This window comes from Clostridioides sp. ES-S-0123-01 (assembly GCF_020658415.1).
Taxonomy (GTDB): domain Bacteria; phylum Bacillota; class Clostridia; order Peptostreptococcales; family Peptostreptococcaceae; genus Clostridioides.
The window spans coordinates 551,075-567,912 of the sequence record NZ_JACVWD010000001.1 but is presented as its reverse complement, the minus strand read 5'-3'; the positions used below and the strand labels follow the sequence as shown (position 1 = coordinate 567,912).

At 28.0% G+C, this 16,838-nt stretch carries 17 protein-coding genes and 2 riboswitches; of the genes, 13 read left to right on the top strand and 4 right to left on the bottom strand.

Going from position 1 to position 16,838, the window contains the following annotated elements; genetic code table 11:
- Positions 1-13: 13 nt before the first annotated feature.
- Together IC175_RS02535 and ribD are read right to left on the bottom strand one after the other, a co-directional pair.
- The gene (locus IC175_RS02535; RefSeq protein ID WP_227483245.1) at positions 14-679 is read right to left on the bottom strand and encodes a riboflavin synthase; all 666 of its coding nucleotides are present in this window, start codon (positions 677-679) and stop codon (positions 14-16) included.
- Between the two features lie 31 nt (positions 680-710).
- A complete protein-coding gene (gene ribD / locus IC175_RS02530; protein ID WP_227851062.1) occupies positions 711-1,823 on the bottom strand; it encodes a bifunctional diaminohydroxyphosphoribosylaminopyrimidine deaminase/5-amino-6-(5-phosphoribosylamino)uracil reductase RibD in 1,113 nt (370 codons plus the stop codon).
- Between the two features lie 137 nt (positions 1,824-1,960).
- A riboswitch (FMN riboswitch) is annotated at positions 1,961-2,082 on the bottom strand.
- Positions 2,083-2,269: 187 nt separating this feature from the next.
- Between ribD and recQ the strand changes: the two genes are divergently transcribed.
- The 8 genes from recQ (at position 2,270) to IC175_RS02490 (ending at position 11,662) form a co-directional block, all read left to right on the top strand.
- Positions 2,270-4,753, top strand: coding sequence for a DNA helicase RecQ (gene recQ, locus IC175_RS02525; protein ID WP_227483243.1), 2,484 nt, complete (start codon positions 2,270-2,272; stop codon positions 4,751-4,753).
- An 88-nt stretch (positions 4,754-4,841) separates the two neighbouring features.
- Positions 4,842-4,953, top strand: a riboswitch (TPP riboswitch).
- 142 nt (positions 4,954-5,095) lie between these two features.
- Positions 5,096-6,397, top strand: coding sequence for a phosphomethylpyrimidine synthase ThiC (gene thiC / locus IC175_RS02520; protein ID WP_227433195.1), 1,302 nt, complete (start codon positions 5,096-5,098; stop codon positions 6,395-6,397).
- A 48-nt stretch (positions 6,398-6,445) separates the two neighbouring features.
- Entirely contained in the window at positions 6,446-6,640 is a 195-nt protein-coding gene (gene thiS, locus IC175_RS02515; protein ID WP_227433196.1) for a sulfur carrier protein ThiS, read from the top strand.
- Complete coding sequence (gene thiF, locus IC175_RS02510) at positions 6,633-7,436, top strand: thiamine biosynthesis protein ThiF (protein ID WP_227483242.1); 804 nt, start codon at positions 6,633-6,635, stop codon at positions 7,434-7,436. Before thiS ends, thiF begins: the two co-directional genes overlap by 8 nt.
- Positions 7,437-7,498: 62 nt before the next feature.
- Positions 7,499-8,269 carry a thiazole synthase gene (locus IC175_RS02505; RefSeq protein ID WP_227433198.1) on the top strand — a complete coding sequence of 257 codons (771 nt, stop codon included), beginning with the start codon at positions 7,499-7,501 and terminating at the stop codon, positions 8,267-8,269.
- A 16-nt stretch (positions 8,270-8,285) separates the two neighbouring features.
- Positions 8,286-9,389, top strand: a complete 1,104-nt coding sequence (gene thiH, locus IC175_RS02500; protein WP_227433199.1) for a 2-iminoacetate synthase ThiH — start codon at positions 8,286-8,288, stop codon at positions 9,387-9,389.
- On the top strand, positions 9,390-10,088 hold the full coding sequence (locus tag IC175_RS02495; RefSeq protein WP_227433200.1) for a thiamine phosphate synthase: 699 nt from the start codon (positions 9,390-9,392) through the stop codon (positions 10,086-10,088). It abuts the gene before it with no gap.
- A gap of 179 nt (positions 10,089-10,267) precedes the next feature.
- Positions 10,268-11,662, top strand: coding sequence for a YfcC family protein (locus tag IC175_RS02490; protein ID WP_227433201.1), 1,395 nt, complete (start codon positions 10,268-10,270; stop codon positions 11,660-11,662).
- Between the two features lie 179 nt (positions 11,663-11,841).
- Here IC175_RS02490 and IC175_RS02485 read toward each other — a convergent pair whose 3' ends face one another.
- Together IC175_RS02485 and IC175_RS02480 are read right to left on the bottom strand one after the other, a co-directional pair.
- Positions 11,842-12,351, bottom strand: coding sequence for an SdpI family protein (locus IC175_RS02485; protein WP_227433202.1), 510 nt, complete (start codon positions 12,349-12,351; stop codon positions 11,842-11,844).
- A 9-nt stretch (positions 12,352-12,360) separates the two neighbouring features.
- Positions 12,361-12,621 carry an autorepressor SdpR family transcription factor gene (locus tag IC175_RS02480; protein WP_227433203.1) on the bottom strand — a complete coding sequence of 87 codons (261 nt, stop codon included), beginning with the start codon at positions 12,619-12,621 and terminating at the stop codon, positions 12,361-12,363.
- A gap of 277 nt (positions 12,622-12,898) precedes the next feature.
- Between IC175_RS02480 and IC175_RS02475 the strand changes: the two genes are divergently transcribed.
- The 5 genes from IC175_RS02475 to yqeB all read left to right on the top strand — a co-directional run bounded on the left by IC175_RS02475 (position 12,899) and on the right by yqeB (position 16,815).
- The gene (locus tag IC175_RS02475; protein ID WP_227433204.1) at positions 12,899-14,266 is read left to right on the top strand and encodes a GTP pyrophosphokinase family protein; all 1,368 of its coding nucleotides are present in this window, start codon (positions 12,899-12,901) and stop codon (positions 14,264-14,266) included.
- Positions 14,267-14,308: 42 nt separating this feature from the next.
- Entirely contained in the window at positions 14,309-14,890 is a 582-nt protein-coding gene (locus tag IC175_RS02470) for a molybdenum cofactor guanylyltransferase (RefSeq protein WP_227483266.1), read from the top strand.
- A gap of 47 nt (positions 14,891-14,937) precedes the next feature.
- Complete coding sequence (locus tag IC175_RS02465; RefSeq protein ID WP_227433205.1) at positions 14,938-15,309, top strand: CoA-binding protein; 372 nt, start codon at positions 14,938-14,940, stop codon at positions 15,307-15,309.
- Positions 15,310-15,472: 163 nt separating this feature from the next.
- Positions 15,473-15,811 carry a heavy metal-binding domain-containing protein gene (locus tag IC175_RS02460; protein WP_227433206.1) on the top strand — a complete coding sequence of 113 codons (339 nt, stop codon included), beginning with the start codon at positions 15,473-15,475 and terminating at the stop codon, positions 15,809-15,811.
- Between the two features lie 188 nt (positions 15,812-15,999).
- Positions 16,000-16,815, top strand: coding sequence for a selenium-dependent molybdenum cofactor biosynthesis protein YqeB (gene yqeB / locus IC175_RS02455; RefSeq protein WP_227433207.1), 816 nt, complete (start codon positions 16,000-16,002; stop codon positions 16,813-16,815).
- Positions 16,816-16,838 lie beyond the last annotated feature (23 nt).

Here is a 16,838-nt window from a genome sequence, read left to right as displayed (position 1 = left end):
CCTTTTATTATTTTTAAAAACCATTTTTAAATAAAAATTCTTTATCTATATTTGATTTATAGTTACTACTATTAGAATTTAATTCCTTGTAGTTTTTTACAAGAAAATTATTAACATACTTTCCAATTACATCACTTTCTAAATTGACAAAGTCTCCAATATTCTTTGTCAAGAGAGTAGTGTTAAATTTAGTATGAGGTATAACCGAAACCTTAAATATCTCATCATCTAAATAAGCTATAGTTAGACTTACACCATCAATAGCAACAGAACCTTTGTGTATCATTGTTGATAAAAGTTCTTTGGACGGTTGTATGCTTATTAAAACTGCATTTTCATCTTTTTCAAATTTACAAATAGTACCTTTACTATCAACATGACCTGTTACTAGGTGTCCACCAAATCTAGAAGAAAGACTCATAGCTCTTTCAAGATTTACTTCATCACTTGGATTTAATGAACTTAAATTTGTGGAACGGACTGTTTCCATCATGACATCAGCAGTAAATTCATTTTTACCTAAACTTGAAACAGTTAAGCAAACTCCATTTACAGCAATACTATCTCCAAGATTTGTACCATCTAGTATTTTATTTGATTGTATGGTGACTTTTCCACTTTTGCCATTAGCAGTAATTTTTCTAAGTATTCCAACTTCTTCTACTATGCCAGTAAACATTTTAACCTCCTAGACGTGTATATTTATAAATTTAATTTAAAACATCAGACTCTACCAAAATATCGCCATCTATTAAAGTTACATTCTTAATTTCTAATTGTATAGCATCTGATAAGTAATCTATTCCATCTCCAGAAACGAAAGTAGGAGCATCTTTTCCACCTATAATTTTAGGTGATAAAAACAATTTGACTTTATCAACTAAATTGTTTCTAAATAGACTGTCATTAAGTGTAGCACCACCTTCAACTAAAACAGAATCAATTTTTAATTCTCCTAATTTATACATTACAAATTCTAAATCTACCATATTATTTTTTTTAGGAGAAAGTACTACTTCAATATTATTTTTTCTTAGAACTAATGATTTTTCACTATCTTCACAACACGTAAAAACTATAGTTTTATTGTTTTTATCTTTAACTAATTTGCTATCAACTGGCAATTTTAAGTTTGTGTCTATTATTATTCTTACAGGGTGAGATACATTTTCTTGGTTAAGTCTGCAAGTTAGCAATGGATTATCATTTAAAACTGTGTTTATCCCAACCATTATACCTTGATATTTATTTCTATACTTATGAGTTAGATATCTTGATGATTCATTAGATATCCATTTTGATTCTAGCGATTTTGTGGCAATCTTGCCATCTAAACTTACTGCTGATTTTACAATACAAAGAGGTTTTTTTGTTTTTATATAGTAAAAAAATATTTCATTTAATTGTTTTGCTTCTTTTTCTAATATACCTACAGTAACATCAATGTTATTGTCTCTTAGTTTTTTTACTCCATTACCACAAACGATTGGATTTGGGTCTAATGTAGATATTACGACTCTCTTAATCTTATTTTGAATAATTTTATCTACACAAGGAGGTGTTTTGCCATAATGAGAACAGGGTTCTAAATTTACATAAAGGGTAGTGTCTTTTAAACTTTGATTAGCACTATTTATAGCATTTATTTCAGCGTGATTAGAGCCAAATCTCTCATGATATCCTTTACCTATTATGTCATCATCTTTAACGATTACACATCCCACTAATGGATTTGGATTTACAAAACCTTCTCCATTTTTGGCTAATTCAATAGCTTTTTCCATATAATAAATATCTTTCTCTTTTTGACTTATAAATTTCACAATATTTACACCCCCTATTTAAACTTAGATAATTTTCAAACAAAAAACCCCGAGAATTAACTCGGGGTTTAGAATAATCTACAATAAATATTGTATAAATGTATAGCAAAACGGCTCTACAAAAACACTTATTTAGCATATATCTTCTTCCATCCAGACTTTACTGTCGGCTTTGGAATTTAACCAAATCAACCAAGTTTTAACTCAGCTCGCGGGCTATACCGCCGATTGGGAATTTCACCCTACCCCGAAGATTAAGTATTAAATTTATATTTAGAATGTATCATAAATTATTTTACTTTGCAAACTATTTTTTTAAAAATATATGTTAATATATAATATATAACAGCTAGAAACTTTGGAATAATGCGATTGTGAATATAAAAATAAAAATTTGAACATAATCAGAAAAGAAGTTTAATTAATTTGAATTGGGAGAGAAATATATGAATAAAAAACCTTTAGAAATATTATCAAAATACTATGGATATACAAGTTTTAGAAAAGGCCAAGAGTCCATAATAAATTCTATTTTGAATAAAAAAGATGTATTAGCTATAATGCCAACTGGAGGAGGAAAATCTATATGTTATCAACTTCCAGCATTGATATTAGATGGGATGACAGTAGTGATTTCACCACTTATATCTCTTATGAAAGACCAAGTAGATGCTTTAAAAGCCATGGGAATCAATGCTGCTTTTATAAATAGTTCATTGGGAAACAAAGAATTTAATGAAATATTAAGTAATATTAGAAAAAATACTTATAAAATACTTTATATTGCTCCAGAAAGATTAGATACCCAAGAATTTCTTGAACTAATAAATAATAATGACATAAGTCAAATTGCAATAGATGAAGCACATTGTGTATCTCAATGGGGACATGATTTTAGACTGAGTTATAGAAGGATTTCTACGTTTATCAATAGTTTGTCTAAAAGACCTATAGTCACAGCCTTTACAGCTACTGCATCAGAAGAGGTAAGAGCTGATATAATAAATTTATTGTGTTTAGAGAGTCCAGATTGTTACATAACAGGGTTTGATAGAGAAAATCTAGCAATAAATATAGTGAAATCATCTAGTAAAAATAAATATATTTTGGACTATATTCAAAATCATAAAAATGAGTCTGGAATTATATATACAGCTACTAGAAAAGAAGTTGAAAATATTTATAATGGCTTGGCAAAGAGAAATATATCTGTATCAAAATACCATGCAGGTTTATCTAAAAATGAAAGAAATAAGAATCAAGAAGATTTTATAAATGATAATATAGATATAATGATAGCAACAAATGCATTTGGGATGGGTATTGATAAGCCCAATATAAGATGGGTTATACACTACAATATGCCTCAAAGTGTAGAAAATTACTACCAAGAAATAGGGAGAGCTGGTAGGGATGGAGAAAAAAGTGAATGTATACTTTTATTTTCTCCAGGAGATGTACATATACAAAAATATTTAATAGATATTGGTGTTGAAAATCCTGAAAGAAAATTATTTCAACATAAAAAACTTCAGCATATGATTGATTTAGTTTATAGTAATTCATGCTATAGGAGGACAATATTAAATTACTTTGGAGAAAATTATATAGAAAACTGTAATAACTGTAGTAATTGTTTAGTTGAAGGAGAAATAGTGGATAAAACTATAGATGCTCAAAAAGTTATTTCATGTGTAGCTAGAATGAAAAGAAGTTATGGTGTTACTACTATTGTAGATGTACTTAGAGGGTCTAAAAACAAAAAAATTTTACAACTTGGTTTAGATACTTTGTCTACATATAATATTATGAGAGATTATTCAAGTGAAGACTTGAAGAATTTTATAAATACATTAGTTTCTCATGGTTTTTTAGATTTAGTCGAAACTTTAGGTAGCGGAAACAGAGGAAGTTACCCAACTATAAGATTAAATGATATGTCTATGAAAGTTTTGAAGGGCGAGGTAAAGGTAGAATTTAAGGAAATTGTAATGACAAAATCTCTAGAAATAGAAGATGAATTATATAGTGCTTTAAGAGAATTAAGACACTTAATTGCAAGTGAAGAAAGAATAGCTCCATATATGGTTTTTGGAGATGGAACACTTAGAGCTATGTCTAGTAGTTATCCAGTCAATAAAGAAGAAATGCTAAATATATCTGGAGTAGGAGAAATTAAATATCAAAAATATGGTGAAGATTTTGAAACACTAATCAAAGAATATGTCGAAAAAAACAATATAGATAAAAAAGACAAAGAAAAAAATGTCGATTTAATGAATGTCAATAGTGAATTTCTTGAAGTTAATACAGATAAAGCTTTATATGAAAGGCTAATAAATATTAGAGAAGAATATGCTAAAAAAGAAAAATTACTTCCATACATGATTTTAACTAATAAGGCTTTGAAAGAAATAAGTGGAAGATATCCTATTGATAAAGAACAATTAAAGGATATTTCTGGTATAGGTGAAGTAAAAATTGAAAAGTATGGGGCTAGTATTTTAGATGAAGTTAAACATTATGTAAAAGAAAATAGTATTGATGTTACTTGGGAGAAAAAGAAAAAAAGAAAATTGATACTAGATGGAGAAAGCAGAAAAAACAATGAAATAGCACTAGATTTGTTAAATCAAGGTAAGGATATACAAAGTGTAAGTCAAGAAATAGAAGTCTCCCTATCTACAGTTATTGGATATGTATATGATTATTTAAAAGATGGGCAAAGTATATCATTTACATTAGATTTAGAAAATTTTTATAGTGAAGATGAAAGGAAGATGATTTTAGAAGTATGTGAAGAAGTAGGTTATGAAAATTTAAATAACATAAAAAGAAAACTTCCAGATTCAATAAAGTATGAAAATATAAGGGCTGTTATACTTAAATCTTATCTTGAAAATTCAAAAAAAGGTGCATCATTGGAGTAAAGTTAGCTGGATTAAAATATAAAATTTGTATTATTATGTTGAACTAATATTTTTGCTGTGTTATACTGAATTTGTAAAAATGATAAAAATTTAGAGCTAGGGGCGCTAGAATTGGCTAGCTGAGAGATAAAGCCGTAACTTACAAACCCTAATAACCTGATCAAGATAATGCTTGCGAAGGGAAGCTTTGTAATATAATTTTGTTATATAAATAGATAAATTATTCTGCATAGTGAGAAATTTGTCTAAGTGTATATATGATTATAAGAGTGCTTTCCAAAACAAGGAAAAGCACTTTTTTTATTGTTAAAAACTATAACTTTAATCTTGGAGGAATGTAATATGAATTATACAACGCAAATGGATGCTGCTAGAAAAGGCATAATAACTAAAGAAATGGAAATCGTTTCTCAAAAGGAACAAGTAGATGTAAATGAATTAAGAGAATTAATAGCAAAGGGACAAGTTGTTATACCTGCTAACAAAAATCATAAATCCTTAAGTGCAGAAGGTGTAGGTAAAAATTTAAGAACAAAGATAAATGTAAACTTAGGAATTTCAAGAGATTGTAAGAATATAGAAAATGAACTTGAAAAAGTTAAAGTGGCAATAGACATGAAAGCTGAAGCAATAATGGATTTGAGTAACTATGGAAAAACTAGAGAATTTAGAGAAAAAGTTGTTGAAATGTCACCCGCAATGATAGGTTCGGTTCCTATGTATGATGCAGTAGGGTATTTAGAAAAAGAACTAAAGGATATAACAGAAGAAGAATTTTTAAATGTAATAAGACAACATGCTATTGACGGAGTTGATTTTATTACTATACATGCTGGTCTTACTAGAAGTGTTTGTCAAAAGATAAAAAATCATGAAAGATTAACTCATATAGTATCTCGTGGAGGTTCACTATTATTTGCTTGGATGGAGTTAAATAATAAAGAAAATCCTATTTATACTAATTTTGATAAGATTTTAGATATATGTGAAGAGTATGATGTTACATTAAGTTTGGGGGATGCATGTAGACCTGGTTGTATAAAAGATTCTACAGATGGAGTTCAGATTCAAGAACTTGTAGTATTAGGAGAACTTACTAAAAGAGCATGGGAAAGAAATGTACAAGTCATGATAGAAGGACCTGGTCATATGGCTATTGATGAAATAGAAGCAAATGTAGTGTTAGAAAAAAGACTATGTCATGGAGCACCTTTTTATGTTCTTGGTCCATTGGTTACAGATATAGCCCCAGGTTATGACCATATAACTAGTGCAATAGGAGGAGCATTAGCATGTGCTAAAGGAGTAGACTTCTTATGCTATGTAACTCCAGCAGAACATTTAAGATTACCTAATTTAGATGATATGAAAGAAGGGATAATAGCTGCTAAAATAGCTGCTCATGCAGGAGATATAGCTAAGAATGTTAAAGGAGCTCGTGAATGGGATAACAAAATGAGTAAAGCTAGAGCAGATTTAGATTGGTGTGAAATGTTTAGACTTGCAATAGACCCTGAAAAAGCTAAAAGATATAGAGATGAGTCAACTCCGACTCATGAAGATAGTTGTACTATGTGTGGAAAAATGTGTTCAATGAGAACAGTTAAAAAAATATTAAACAATGAGGAACTTAATTTAATATAATTTGTGCAGAGCATTAGTTGAATAAAGTCAAAATGAGGAGGTGATTTAGTGAAGGTTAATGGAAAGAATGTTGAATTCAAAGAAAACTTAACTGTTATAGATTTGTTGAATAAATATAATTTGAAGAGCGATAGAGTTGTAGTTGAGATAAATCTAGAAATAATTGAAGAATCCAATTACAATACATATATATTAAAGGATGAAGATGTTGTAGAACTTATTAGCTTTATTGGAGGTGGTTAAAATAAAAATATTTGTAAATGAAGTATTAACAGATGTTGAAAAAAATACAACTGCCTATAAAGTTAGAGATAAATATAATCATAAATGTGATGTATTGGTGTTGAATGGATATCCAATTAAAGCTGACATTCCACTTTCTGAAAATGATAAATTAACACTTATACAAAAAGGGGTTAAACCTTCTTTTGATGAGTTAGAAAGCTTGTTGATAGCTAGACATACTCCAAATGTGCATAATAAATTAAAAAAAGGAAGAGTTGCTATATTGGGACTAGGTGGACTTGGGTCTAATATAGCTATCTCTTTAGCTCGAATTGGAGTTGGAGAACTTCTACTTATAGATTATGATGTTGTGGAGCCATCTAACTTAAATAGACAGCAATACTTTATAGATGATATAGGAAAACTAAAAACAGATGCTATGGTTGAAAATATAACAAAAATTAATCCATTTATAAAATTAAAAAAGCAAAATATTTTTTTAAATAAATATAATATGGATATACTTAAAGAGGCAGATTTGATAATTGAAGCTTTTGATGATGCTTCATGTAAAGCACAAGTTTGTAATTATATCTTAATAAATTTGAAAGATAAATATTTGATAGCATCATCAGGTATGGCAGGTTACTATGATTCAAATATAATAACTACTAAGAAAATAAGAGATAGATTTTATATATGTGGAGATTTTGTAAATGAAGCTAAAATTGGAGAGGGACTTATGGCTCCAAGAGTTGCTATTTGTGCAAATCATATGGCAAATTTGGCAACAAAAATACTTATAGATATATAAATACGTGAATCAGAAAATAAAAAGATTGAAAATTGAAAAAAATAAGATGGGGAGGAAAGAAAATGGATAAATTAGTACTTGGAGGACATGAATTCAATAGCAGATTATTGGTTGGAACAGGTAAATATGGCTCAAATGATATATTGCCTAAAGTAATCAAAGAAAGTGGAAGCGAAATAATAACAATGGCACTTAGAAGAGTAGATTTAGATAATAAACAAGAAAATATCTTAACATATATTCCAAAAGAAATGACTATACTTCCAAACACGTCAGGAGCTACTAATGCAGAAGAAGCTGTAAGAATAGCTAGAATATCTAGAAAAATGGGTTGTGGAGACTTTATAAAAATAGAAGTAATATCAGATACTAGATACTTACTTCCTGATAATGAAGAAACTATAAAAGCTACAAAAATACTTGCTGATGAAGGATTTATAGTACTTCCATATATGACACCAGACCTTTATGCTGGAAGAAGACTTATAGAAGCTAAAGCAGCAGCAGTTATGCCTCTTGGTGCTCCAATTGGTTCAAATAGAGGTCTTCAAATGAAAGAAATGATAAAAATAATGATAGATGAATTAGATATACCAATAATAGTTGATGCAGGTATTGGTAAACCATCTCAAGCTATGGAAGCTATGGAAATGGGAGCTGATGCAGTGCTTGTTAATACTGCTATAGCTTCAGCAGGTGACCCTGTGCAAATGGCTAGAGCATTTAAGTTAGCTGTAGAAGGTGGACGAGAAGCTTATATAGCAAAAACAGGAAGTGTATCAGAATTTGCAAATGCATCTTCTCCTTTAACAGGTTTTTTAGGCAATTTATAGAAAGTGGTGATTGATGATGAGTTTTTATGAGGTAATAGAAAAATATAGGGATTTTGATTTTGATGGATATTTAAATAATGTTACAGACAATGATGTTTTAAGAAGTTTATCAAAAGACAAACTTGAGGATTTTGATATATTAAATTTACTTTCTAAAACTGCTGTAAAACATTTAGAAGCTATGGCACAAAAAGCACATAAATTAAGTGTTCAATATTTTGGAAAGACAGTCTGCCTATATACACCAATGTACATAGCAAATTACTGTGTAAATCAATGTGTTTATTGTAGTTACAATATAAAAAGTGGAATAAAAAGAAAAAAACTAACTATGGATGAAATTAGAGAGGAAGGAAATGAAATTTCAAAAGAGGGTTTCAAACATCTACTTGTTTTAACTGGTGAAAGTAGTTTTCATTCAAGTGTAGAATATATAGGTGAAGCTATAGAAATATTAAGAGATAAATTTCCATCTATAGGAATTGAAGTATATCCAATGGAAATAGATGAATATAAGTATATTGTAAACAAAGGTGTTGAAGGTCTAACTGTATACCAAGAAACTTATGATGAGAAAATATATAAAAGAGTTCATTTAAAAGGGCCAAAATCAAATTATAAATTTAGATTAGATGCTCCTGAAAGAGGAGCAAAGGCAGGTATGAGAACTCTATCAATAGGAGCACTTTTAGGATTAAATGATTTTAGAAAAGAGACCTTCTTTACAATATTGCATGGGAAATATCTAAAAACAAAATATCCTCATATTGAGCTTTCATATTCAACACCAAGAATGAGACCATTCAAAGGTTGTTTTGAAGAATTAGTAGATATAAGCGACACTGATTTAGTTCAAGCGATGGTTTGTATGAGGCTGTTTGACCCTCATGCAGCTTTAAATATATCTACTAGAGAAAATTTGGAAATGAGAAGTCATATAGTACCTTTAGGAGTAACTAAATTAAGTGCAGGTGTATCTACAGATGTAGGAGGGCATTCTCAAGATGAACATGATACTGCTCAATTCAAAATAAATGATGAAAGTACTGTTGAAGATATAGAGAAAATGCTAAATTCAATTGGTTATCAACATGTATTTAAAGATTGGGAAAGATTTTAGATGTATTTGATAACAAATAGAAATTTATGTAGCGAGGAACGATACTTAGAGGTTATTAAAGAATCTATATTGAGTGGTGTAGAAAATATTATAATAAGAGAAAAAGATTTAGAATATGAAGCATTAAAAGATTTATATATAAAGATAAAAAATAAAATTAAGTATATTAATTTTCAGGAAAAAATATTGGATGAAAGCTTGAAGAATAGTATAAAAAAGAAAGAGAATAATGATGGATTTAAAGTAAACTTTATAATAAATAGCAATATAGAATTTTTTGAAAAGACAGATTGTCAAGGTATTCATCTTCCATTTAAATTGTTTTTGAATTTACTGGGAAATAGATATAATTTCAATAAAAATAAGATACTGGGATTGTCATTACATAAAGTAGAAGAAGTAAAGTGTCTAGAAGAAATAATAAGAAAACTAAATATAAAAATAGATTACATAACATTATCACATATATATGAAACTAAGTGTAAAGAAAATTTATTGCCAAAAGGAATTGAACTTTTGAAGGAAGCTAAGAAAATTACTGATATTAAGACCGTTGCACTTGGAGGAATCCTACCATCTAATGTCAAGGAAACATTAAAATACTGTGATGATTTTGCTGTAATGTCAACTATAATGAAATCTAAAAATATTGAAGAAACAATATCAAATTATAATGAAAAAATTCAATTAGTAAAATAGAAAGTAAAGTATTTAAATTGAATAAAAATAAAAAAAGCTATCTTTTAAAATCTAAAAGAGAGCTTTTTTATTTTGTATCTTTGCTAATAAAAAATTGTAAAAAGGGAAAACTTTAGTCAGAGAGATTAAAAAGTATCCTATATAGATTCAAAATTTAGTAAAGTATGGAGGACATTATAATGATTGACAGTAAGAAGAAACGATTTATTATACCACACACTTTTACAATTATATTCTTGCTAATAGTATTAATGGCAATATTAACTTGGATAGTACCAAGTGGTGAATTTAGTAGAGAAGATGTAGAAGGTAGGATGGTTGTTGTACCAGGGACTTATCAAAGTGTAGAAAGTAATCCTCAAGGATTTACGGATGTTTTTAAAGCACCCATAGAAGGTTTTATTGATTCAGCAGAAGTTGTAGGATTTGTTTTAATAGTTGGAGGTGCTTTTGGTATTGTAAATAGAACTGGAGCTATAGAAGCAGGAATAGCATCAGTTATATCGAAGTTTAAAGGAAAAGAACTACTTATAATTCCAATATCAATGATTTTATTTGGTCTTGGAGGTACTACATTTGGGATGGCAGAAGAAACATTACCATTTTATATGATATTTGTTCCACTTATGACATCCTTAGGATATGATTCTCTAACCGCCATTGCGATTGTATTTATAGGAGCAGCGGCAGGAGCGGCTGCATCGACAATAAATCCATTCTCAGTTGGTATTGCACAAGCACTAGCTCAACTTGCTCCTGGTTCAGGAGTAGCATATAGAGTAGTGATTTTTATAGCATATATATTAATCAGTATAGCATTTGTTATGTATTATGCTAAAAAAGTTAAAGAAAACCCTGAAAGCTCAATAGTGTATGAGATAGATAAAAATAATAAATCAATACTTAATCATACTTCAACTGAAATAAAAGAGTTTACTTTTAAAGAAGTATCTGTTCTTGCTATATTTGGAATAGGAATGGCAATAATGATTTGGGGTGTTTTAAGTCAAGGATGGTATATTCCAGAGATATCAATGTGTTTTGCTGCGATAGGTGTACTTTCTGGATTAGTTGGTAGATTGTCACAAAGTGAAATTTCCGATAGTTTCATAGATGGAGCAAAAGATTTAGCATCAGCTGCCCTTGCAATAGCTTTAGCTCGTGGAATTGTAATAATTGCTCAAAATGGATTTATAATAGATACTATATTAAATTCTGCAGCAAGCTTTTTAGGTGGACTTCCAAAGGTTATATTTGTATATCTATCATTTTTCTTGGAAGCTGCGTTGGCATTTTTGATTCCATCATCTTCAGGACTTGCTTCACTTACAGTGCCTGTCCTTGCTCCTCTTGGTGATTTAGTTAATATATCAGCTCAAGTTATAGTAACTGCTTATCAATTTGGGGTAGGTCTTACAAACTTTATAACTCCAACATCTGGAGTACTAATGGGAGCACTTGCAGTAGCTCATATTCCTTTTTCAAAATGGGTAAAATTTATAATGCCTATATTACTGATTTTAACAGCTGTATCTTTAGTTTTTTTAACAATAGGTATATATATAGGTTTTTAATTGAAGAAAATTTAATTTAATATATTTAGAAATTATATAAAATACTAAAAATATGATTATTAATAAATTGCCACCATAAATGTCTTGGTGGCAATTTATTTTATAAACACTTCATTTCAATATTAAAATAAAGTATAGCTTTTTTTAAGAAGAGGTGGCTTTATTTTATTTACAACTATTTATTTAGGACTAGGAGCTCTAAATTTGTTTCTATAATGAAGTAATAAATATAATAATGGTATTGCAAACCATATGAACTGGCATGCTGTTGTGACTGTATCTGAATCAAAATAAAAACTCAATATAATCATTCCAATAGATATAACAAATGATAAATACGCAAAAATCTTACTTGCCTTTTTCCATATTTTTTCATCTCCAATGGCCCAAGCACATTTAGTATCTATGTTCTTATAAATTTGTAGCTTAGGTAATAAATTACCAAAATACATAATTATAATGGCATTTATTATAACTGATACTTTGTCGTTAATTTCATAAGAAAATATCTCATCTATACCTAGTAAAGGAATGATAAACCTTCCAACTGCGACTATTAAAAATAACATTTGTAACCTTCTTGCAGTTTTAACTTTAGGGTTATCTTTTGAAAAACCTAAAATTTCTGGTGCATTTACATAGTTTATAATTAATAATGCTATAAGTAATATTAAACCTATATTTTCCATAATAGCCTCCTATATCTTTTTAAAAATATCCAAGAAGTTTCCAAGTACTTCTTGAAGGACCGATAAATTAATAGAATAAATCAAAAATTGCCCCATTTTTTCTGAACTAATAAGTTCTGCATCTTTTAAAATATCTAAATGTTTAGATATTGCTGGTTTAGACATATTAAAATGACCTGCTATTTCTCCTGCATTCATATCTCTTTCATTAAGCAATTTTAAAATTTCTCTTCTAGTTTCATCACTTAATGCTTTAAATACTTTTACCATAATATCCTCCCTACTATAGATATAAATATTTAACTAATTAGTTAAATATTTATATCTATAGTATACTCGTATTAGGAAAAAAAATCCACTATTTTTATAACTTTATTATCACAAAATCTTTTAATTTTATCTGATATTTTAATTCTAATTTGAAATATATATGAAGGTTTTTGGAGAATACTTACTTATAATAGGAAAAAATGTTAAAATAAGAATGTAGTTAAATATAAAGAACTGAAATAGCTAACAGTTATTAAACATAGGAGTGTAAAAATTTATGGGATTAAAAGAATTTGATTTTATTGAAGAGTCTATAGAAATGTTGAGGGTAATGTCTCCAACTTTAGAAACTATATCAGATGAAATAGAAGAGTACTTTGAAAATATCTTGGACGAAAAAAATCAAGAGTATATAAATGTAACCTCTAGAATAAAATCAGAATCAAGTTTGAGGGAAAAGATAATTAGAAATAGATATTTAAAAAAATATGGGGAGGCAAGTAATCTTATTCATAATGTATCTGATTTAATAGGACTAAGAATTGAGTGTAGATTTATTGAGGATGAAAATAAGATATATAGGCTTTTAAGAAGATATTTTAATAAAACAGATGATAAAATAAACTATTATAATAAAGAAAATAAAAATATTAAATTAAAATTGTCTGAAAGACAACCTAATAAGCAAAAAAATGGATTTGAAATATATAAGATAGATGGAGTTTTTGCATATTTAGATAGAGAAGTAAAATTTGAACTTCAAATTAAATCTCTTGTAAATGTGTTTTGGAGTGAGATTGAACATAAAATAATTTATAAAAATAACACATATTTACTTGCTGATAAATTTATAAAGGATATGATGGACTCTATAAAGAATAATCTTACTATGATAGATAATCAGCTTTTGAGTATTTATAAAAACTTTCATTCAGGAAAGTCTTTTAACATGAAAGTAAGTAAAAAAGAAATTGAAAAACTCTTTGCAAAATTAGTGTATGATGCTTTTTCAGAAAAGATGAATAAAAGTATAGGTTTTGTTGTGGATTTTAAAAAGCCATGTGAAACTATATTAAGTTATTCTTTTAATAAACAAGATATAAGTGATGAAGTTTTAGGCAATTTTATGCTTGATGAGTTTGCAAGATTAAATGAAATTGTAAATAAAGATATAGATTTTAATGACCAAATAGAGTTTGAAAGAGAACCTACATTTGATGATAAGTTCTGTAATGATTTAGGAAATCATTTTAGAAGTAGACTAAATACAGAGTTTCCATGGAATTTATTTTTTAGGATACTATTTGAAATAGAACCATGTAATAACACTGAAGATTTTGAAAACTTTGTAGAATTTATAAAGGAAAATGTATTGCTTGAAGAAAATAGAGAACAACTTTTAGGTCAATTTGAAGAAGATAGTAATTTTATAATTGAAGATATATATGATTGTATTTTTAATAGCATAAGTGAGGTTGATAGTGTTGAAATTTTATATAACTATAATCTTGAAAAAATCAATTTTACATCAAGTGAAATTATAAATTGTATATGTAGAGAATATGAGTGTTATAGTGAATATTTAGAAGAAAAAGAAAAACTTATGAATGCATTTAAAGAAAAAATTATTCAGATTTTTGAGTAGTCAATCAATGTTGAAATGGCGCAATAGCGCCATTTTTCAAATATAAATAAAAGTATTTTAAAGGAGGCGATTTGTATAGAAAAAACAGGTGTAATTTTAGCAGGAGGGAAAAGTTCTAGAATGGGTAAAGATAAAGCTTTTCTAGAATTACATGAAAAGCCTTTTATTGAAATTGCAATAGAAGTATTTAAAAATTTTGATGAGGTAATAATAGTATCTAACAATGAAGAATTATACTCAAAATATAACATTAAAGTTTATAATGATATAATAAAAAATGTTGGTCCAATAGGAGGAATATATACTGCTCTTAAACATGCAAAGTATGATATAGTTACAGTTGCATGTGATATGCCATATCTAAATAATGAAGTAGTCGAAAAAATAGCTGATGAAATGGATGATAAAAGTGTAATTTCAGTAACAAATGGAAAGTTACAACCATTGTGTTCTGGATACAAAAAGAGTATAATAAATAAAGTATCTTTATGTATAGGGAAAAATGATTTGAAGCTTAGAACTCTTATAGAAAAAATAGATAAAAGCTATATATACTTTGATAACGAAGATTTATTTTTAAATGTAAATACTATTGATGAGTATAAAAAATTGACTGAAGTTTAATTAGCTACGGTTGTAAAATAGAGTAGGATTTATATGGAGGAGAATTTATGAATTTACTTAAATGTGATTCTTGGGCAGTGATATTAAATAATAGTGACGAAGAAAGCAAAGCATATAAAATATTAGATGAACTTAAAAAGAATATGTACAAAGTTGTTGCTATAGATGAAGAGAAAAAGAATATTGAAGGTATAGATGTATATGAGTGTCTAAAAGACGTACCACACAATATTGATGTTGTAGCTATTATAGATAAGCAGTCTAAGATGGAGGCCATTTTAGAAGAGATAGAACTTTTAGACATACAAAATATCTGGTTTGAAAAAGGAAGCTTTAGTGAAATGATTATTAAAAAAATTAAGGATTTAAAATTGAATGTAGAATACAATTTAAGTTTATATGATGAGTTAACTAAGTAAATTTATATATAGAAAATTGATTAGGAACATAATTGGTTAACGAAATATCTTATTTTATAGTATAGATTTCCTAGATAAAGTATTAAATTACAAGATTTATTAAGAAGATTGCTATTTACATGATATAATATATTAAACAGAAATATAAAGGAGTTGATATATTATGTTAATAGTAACTACAGAAAAAGTAGAAGGAAAAAAAATAGCAGAAGTTTTAGGGCTAGTTAGAGGAAGTACGATAAGAGCAAAACATGTTGGAAAAGATATAGGAGCAAGCTTTAAGAATCTTGTTGGAGGAGAACTTACAGGATATAATGAAATGCTTACAGAAGCAAGACAAATTGCAATTGGTAGAATGGTTGAAGATGCAGAATCTAAAGGTGCAAATGCAATAATAGCATTTAGATTGTCTTCAGCTTCAGTTATGCAAGGAGCGGCAGAAATGCTTGCTTATGGAACAGCAGTTATTTTAGAAGATAACAATGATATATCTGAAAAATAAAATATAAGGAATTAGAAAGAGACATCTTTTATAAATTTTATGGATGTCTCTTTTTGTTTGAAAAATATCAGGTAAAAGTAATTTTTAACCATTATAATAATAAAATAAGATGATATTATATAAATAAGTAAAATTATATTATATAATATAAAGTATAGACTTTAAAATTTTTATTAGTAGGAGAAAATATGAACAATGTTATAATAGTTAGAGGGGCTGGAGATTTAGCAACAGCAGTTATACATAAGTTACATAACTGTGGTTTTAAAATAATCGCTTTAGAAGTTGAGACTCCTCTTGCAATAAGAAGGAAAGTTTCTTTTAGTGAGGCTATCTATGAAAAGAAAGTTTCTGTGGAAGGTGTTTATTGTGTGTATTGCAAAGATAAAGCAGAAATAAAAAAAGCTTTAAATAAAAGAAACGTGGCACTAATAATAGACCCAAAAGGTAAATATATAGATGAAATACGTCCTGTAGCGGTTATAGATTGTATACTTGCAAAAAAAAATATTGGAACAAATAAAGCGATGGCACCACTTACAATAGCCTTAGGTCCAGGATTTTGTGCAGGTAAAGATGTAGACATAGTTATTGAAACTATGAGAGGACATAATTTAGGAAAAGTGATAAGAAAAGGATATGCTTTAAAAAATACAGGAATACCAGGTGCTATATTGGGTATAACCAAAGAACGAGTTTTTTATTCTGAGAACGTTGGAATAATAGAAAATGTATGTAATATAGGGGATGTGGTTAAAAAAGGAGATATAATATGTTATATCACTGAAAAAAATGGAAATAAAATAGAAGTGAAAGCTTCTATAGATGGTGTTTTGAGAGGCTTATTGAGAAATGGTTCACAAATAGAAAAAGGATTAAAGATATTGGATATAGACCCTCGAATGGAAGAAGTAAAAAATTCATTTACGATATCAGATAAAGGACGTTGTATAGCAGGAGCAGTTTTAGAAGCATTATTATCAGAAGGAATATTACCAGAATAGGTTCTATTAAATAGATTTTTTAT

Bases quoted from the DNA above. Each gene is read 5' to 3' on its own strand.
- IC175_RS02485 (WP_227433202.1), bottom strand. From the start codon at position 12,351: ATGGAAAATATAGGTTTAATATTACTTATAGCATTATTAATTATAAAC.
- IC175_RS02480 (WP_227433203.1), bottom strand. From the start codon at position 12,621: ATGGTAAAAGTATTTAAAGCATTAAGTGATGAAACTAGAAGAGAAATT.
- thiC (WP_227433195.1), top strand. From the start codon at position 5,096: ATGAATTATACAACGCAAATGGATGCTGCTAGAAAAGGCATAATAACT.
- IC175_RS02535 (WP_227483245.1), bottom strand. From the start codon at position 679: ATGTTTACTGGCATAGTAGAAGAAGTTGGAATACTTAGAAAAATTACT.
- IC175_RS02495 (WP_227433200.1), top strand. From the start codon at position 9,390: ATGTATTTGATAACAAATAGAAATTTATGTAGCGAGGAACGATACTTA.
- IC175_RS02465 (WP_227433205.1), top strand. From the start codon at position 14,938: ATGAATTTACTTAAATGTGATTCTTGGGCAGTGATATTAAATAATAGT.
- thiH (WP_227433199.1), top strand. From the start codon at position 8,286: ATGAGTTTTTATGAGGTAATAGAAAAATATAGGGATTTTGATTTTGAT.
- IC175_RS02475 (WP_227433204.1), top strand. From the start codon at position 12,899: ATGGGATTAAAAGAATTTGATTTTATTGAAGAGTCTATAGAAATGTTG.
- IC175_RS02490 (WP_227433201.1), top strand. From the start codon at position 10,268: ATGATTGACAGTAAGAAGAAACGATTTATTATACCACACACTTTTACA.
- IC175_RS02505 (WP_227433198.1), top strand. From the start codon at position 7,499: ATGGATAAATTAGTACTTGGAGGACATGAATTCAATAGCAGATTATTG.
- yqeB (WP_227433207.1), top strand. From the start codon at position 16,000: ATGAACAATGTTATAATAGTTAGAGGGGCTGGAGATTTAGCAACAGCA.
- recQ (WP_227483243.1), top strand. From the start codon at position 2,270: ATGAATAAAAAACCTTTAGAAATATTATCAAAATACTATGGATATACA.
- IC175_RS02460 (WP_227433206.1), top strand. From the start codon at position 15,473: ATGTTAATAGTAACTACAGAAAAAGTAGAAGGAAAAAAAATAGCAGAA.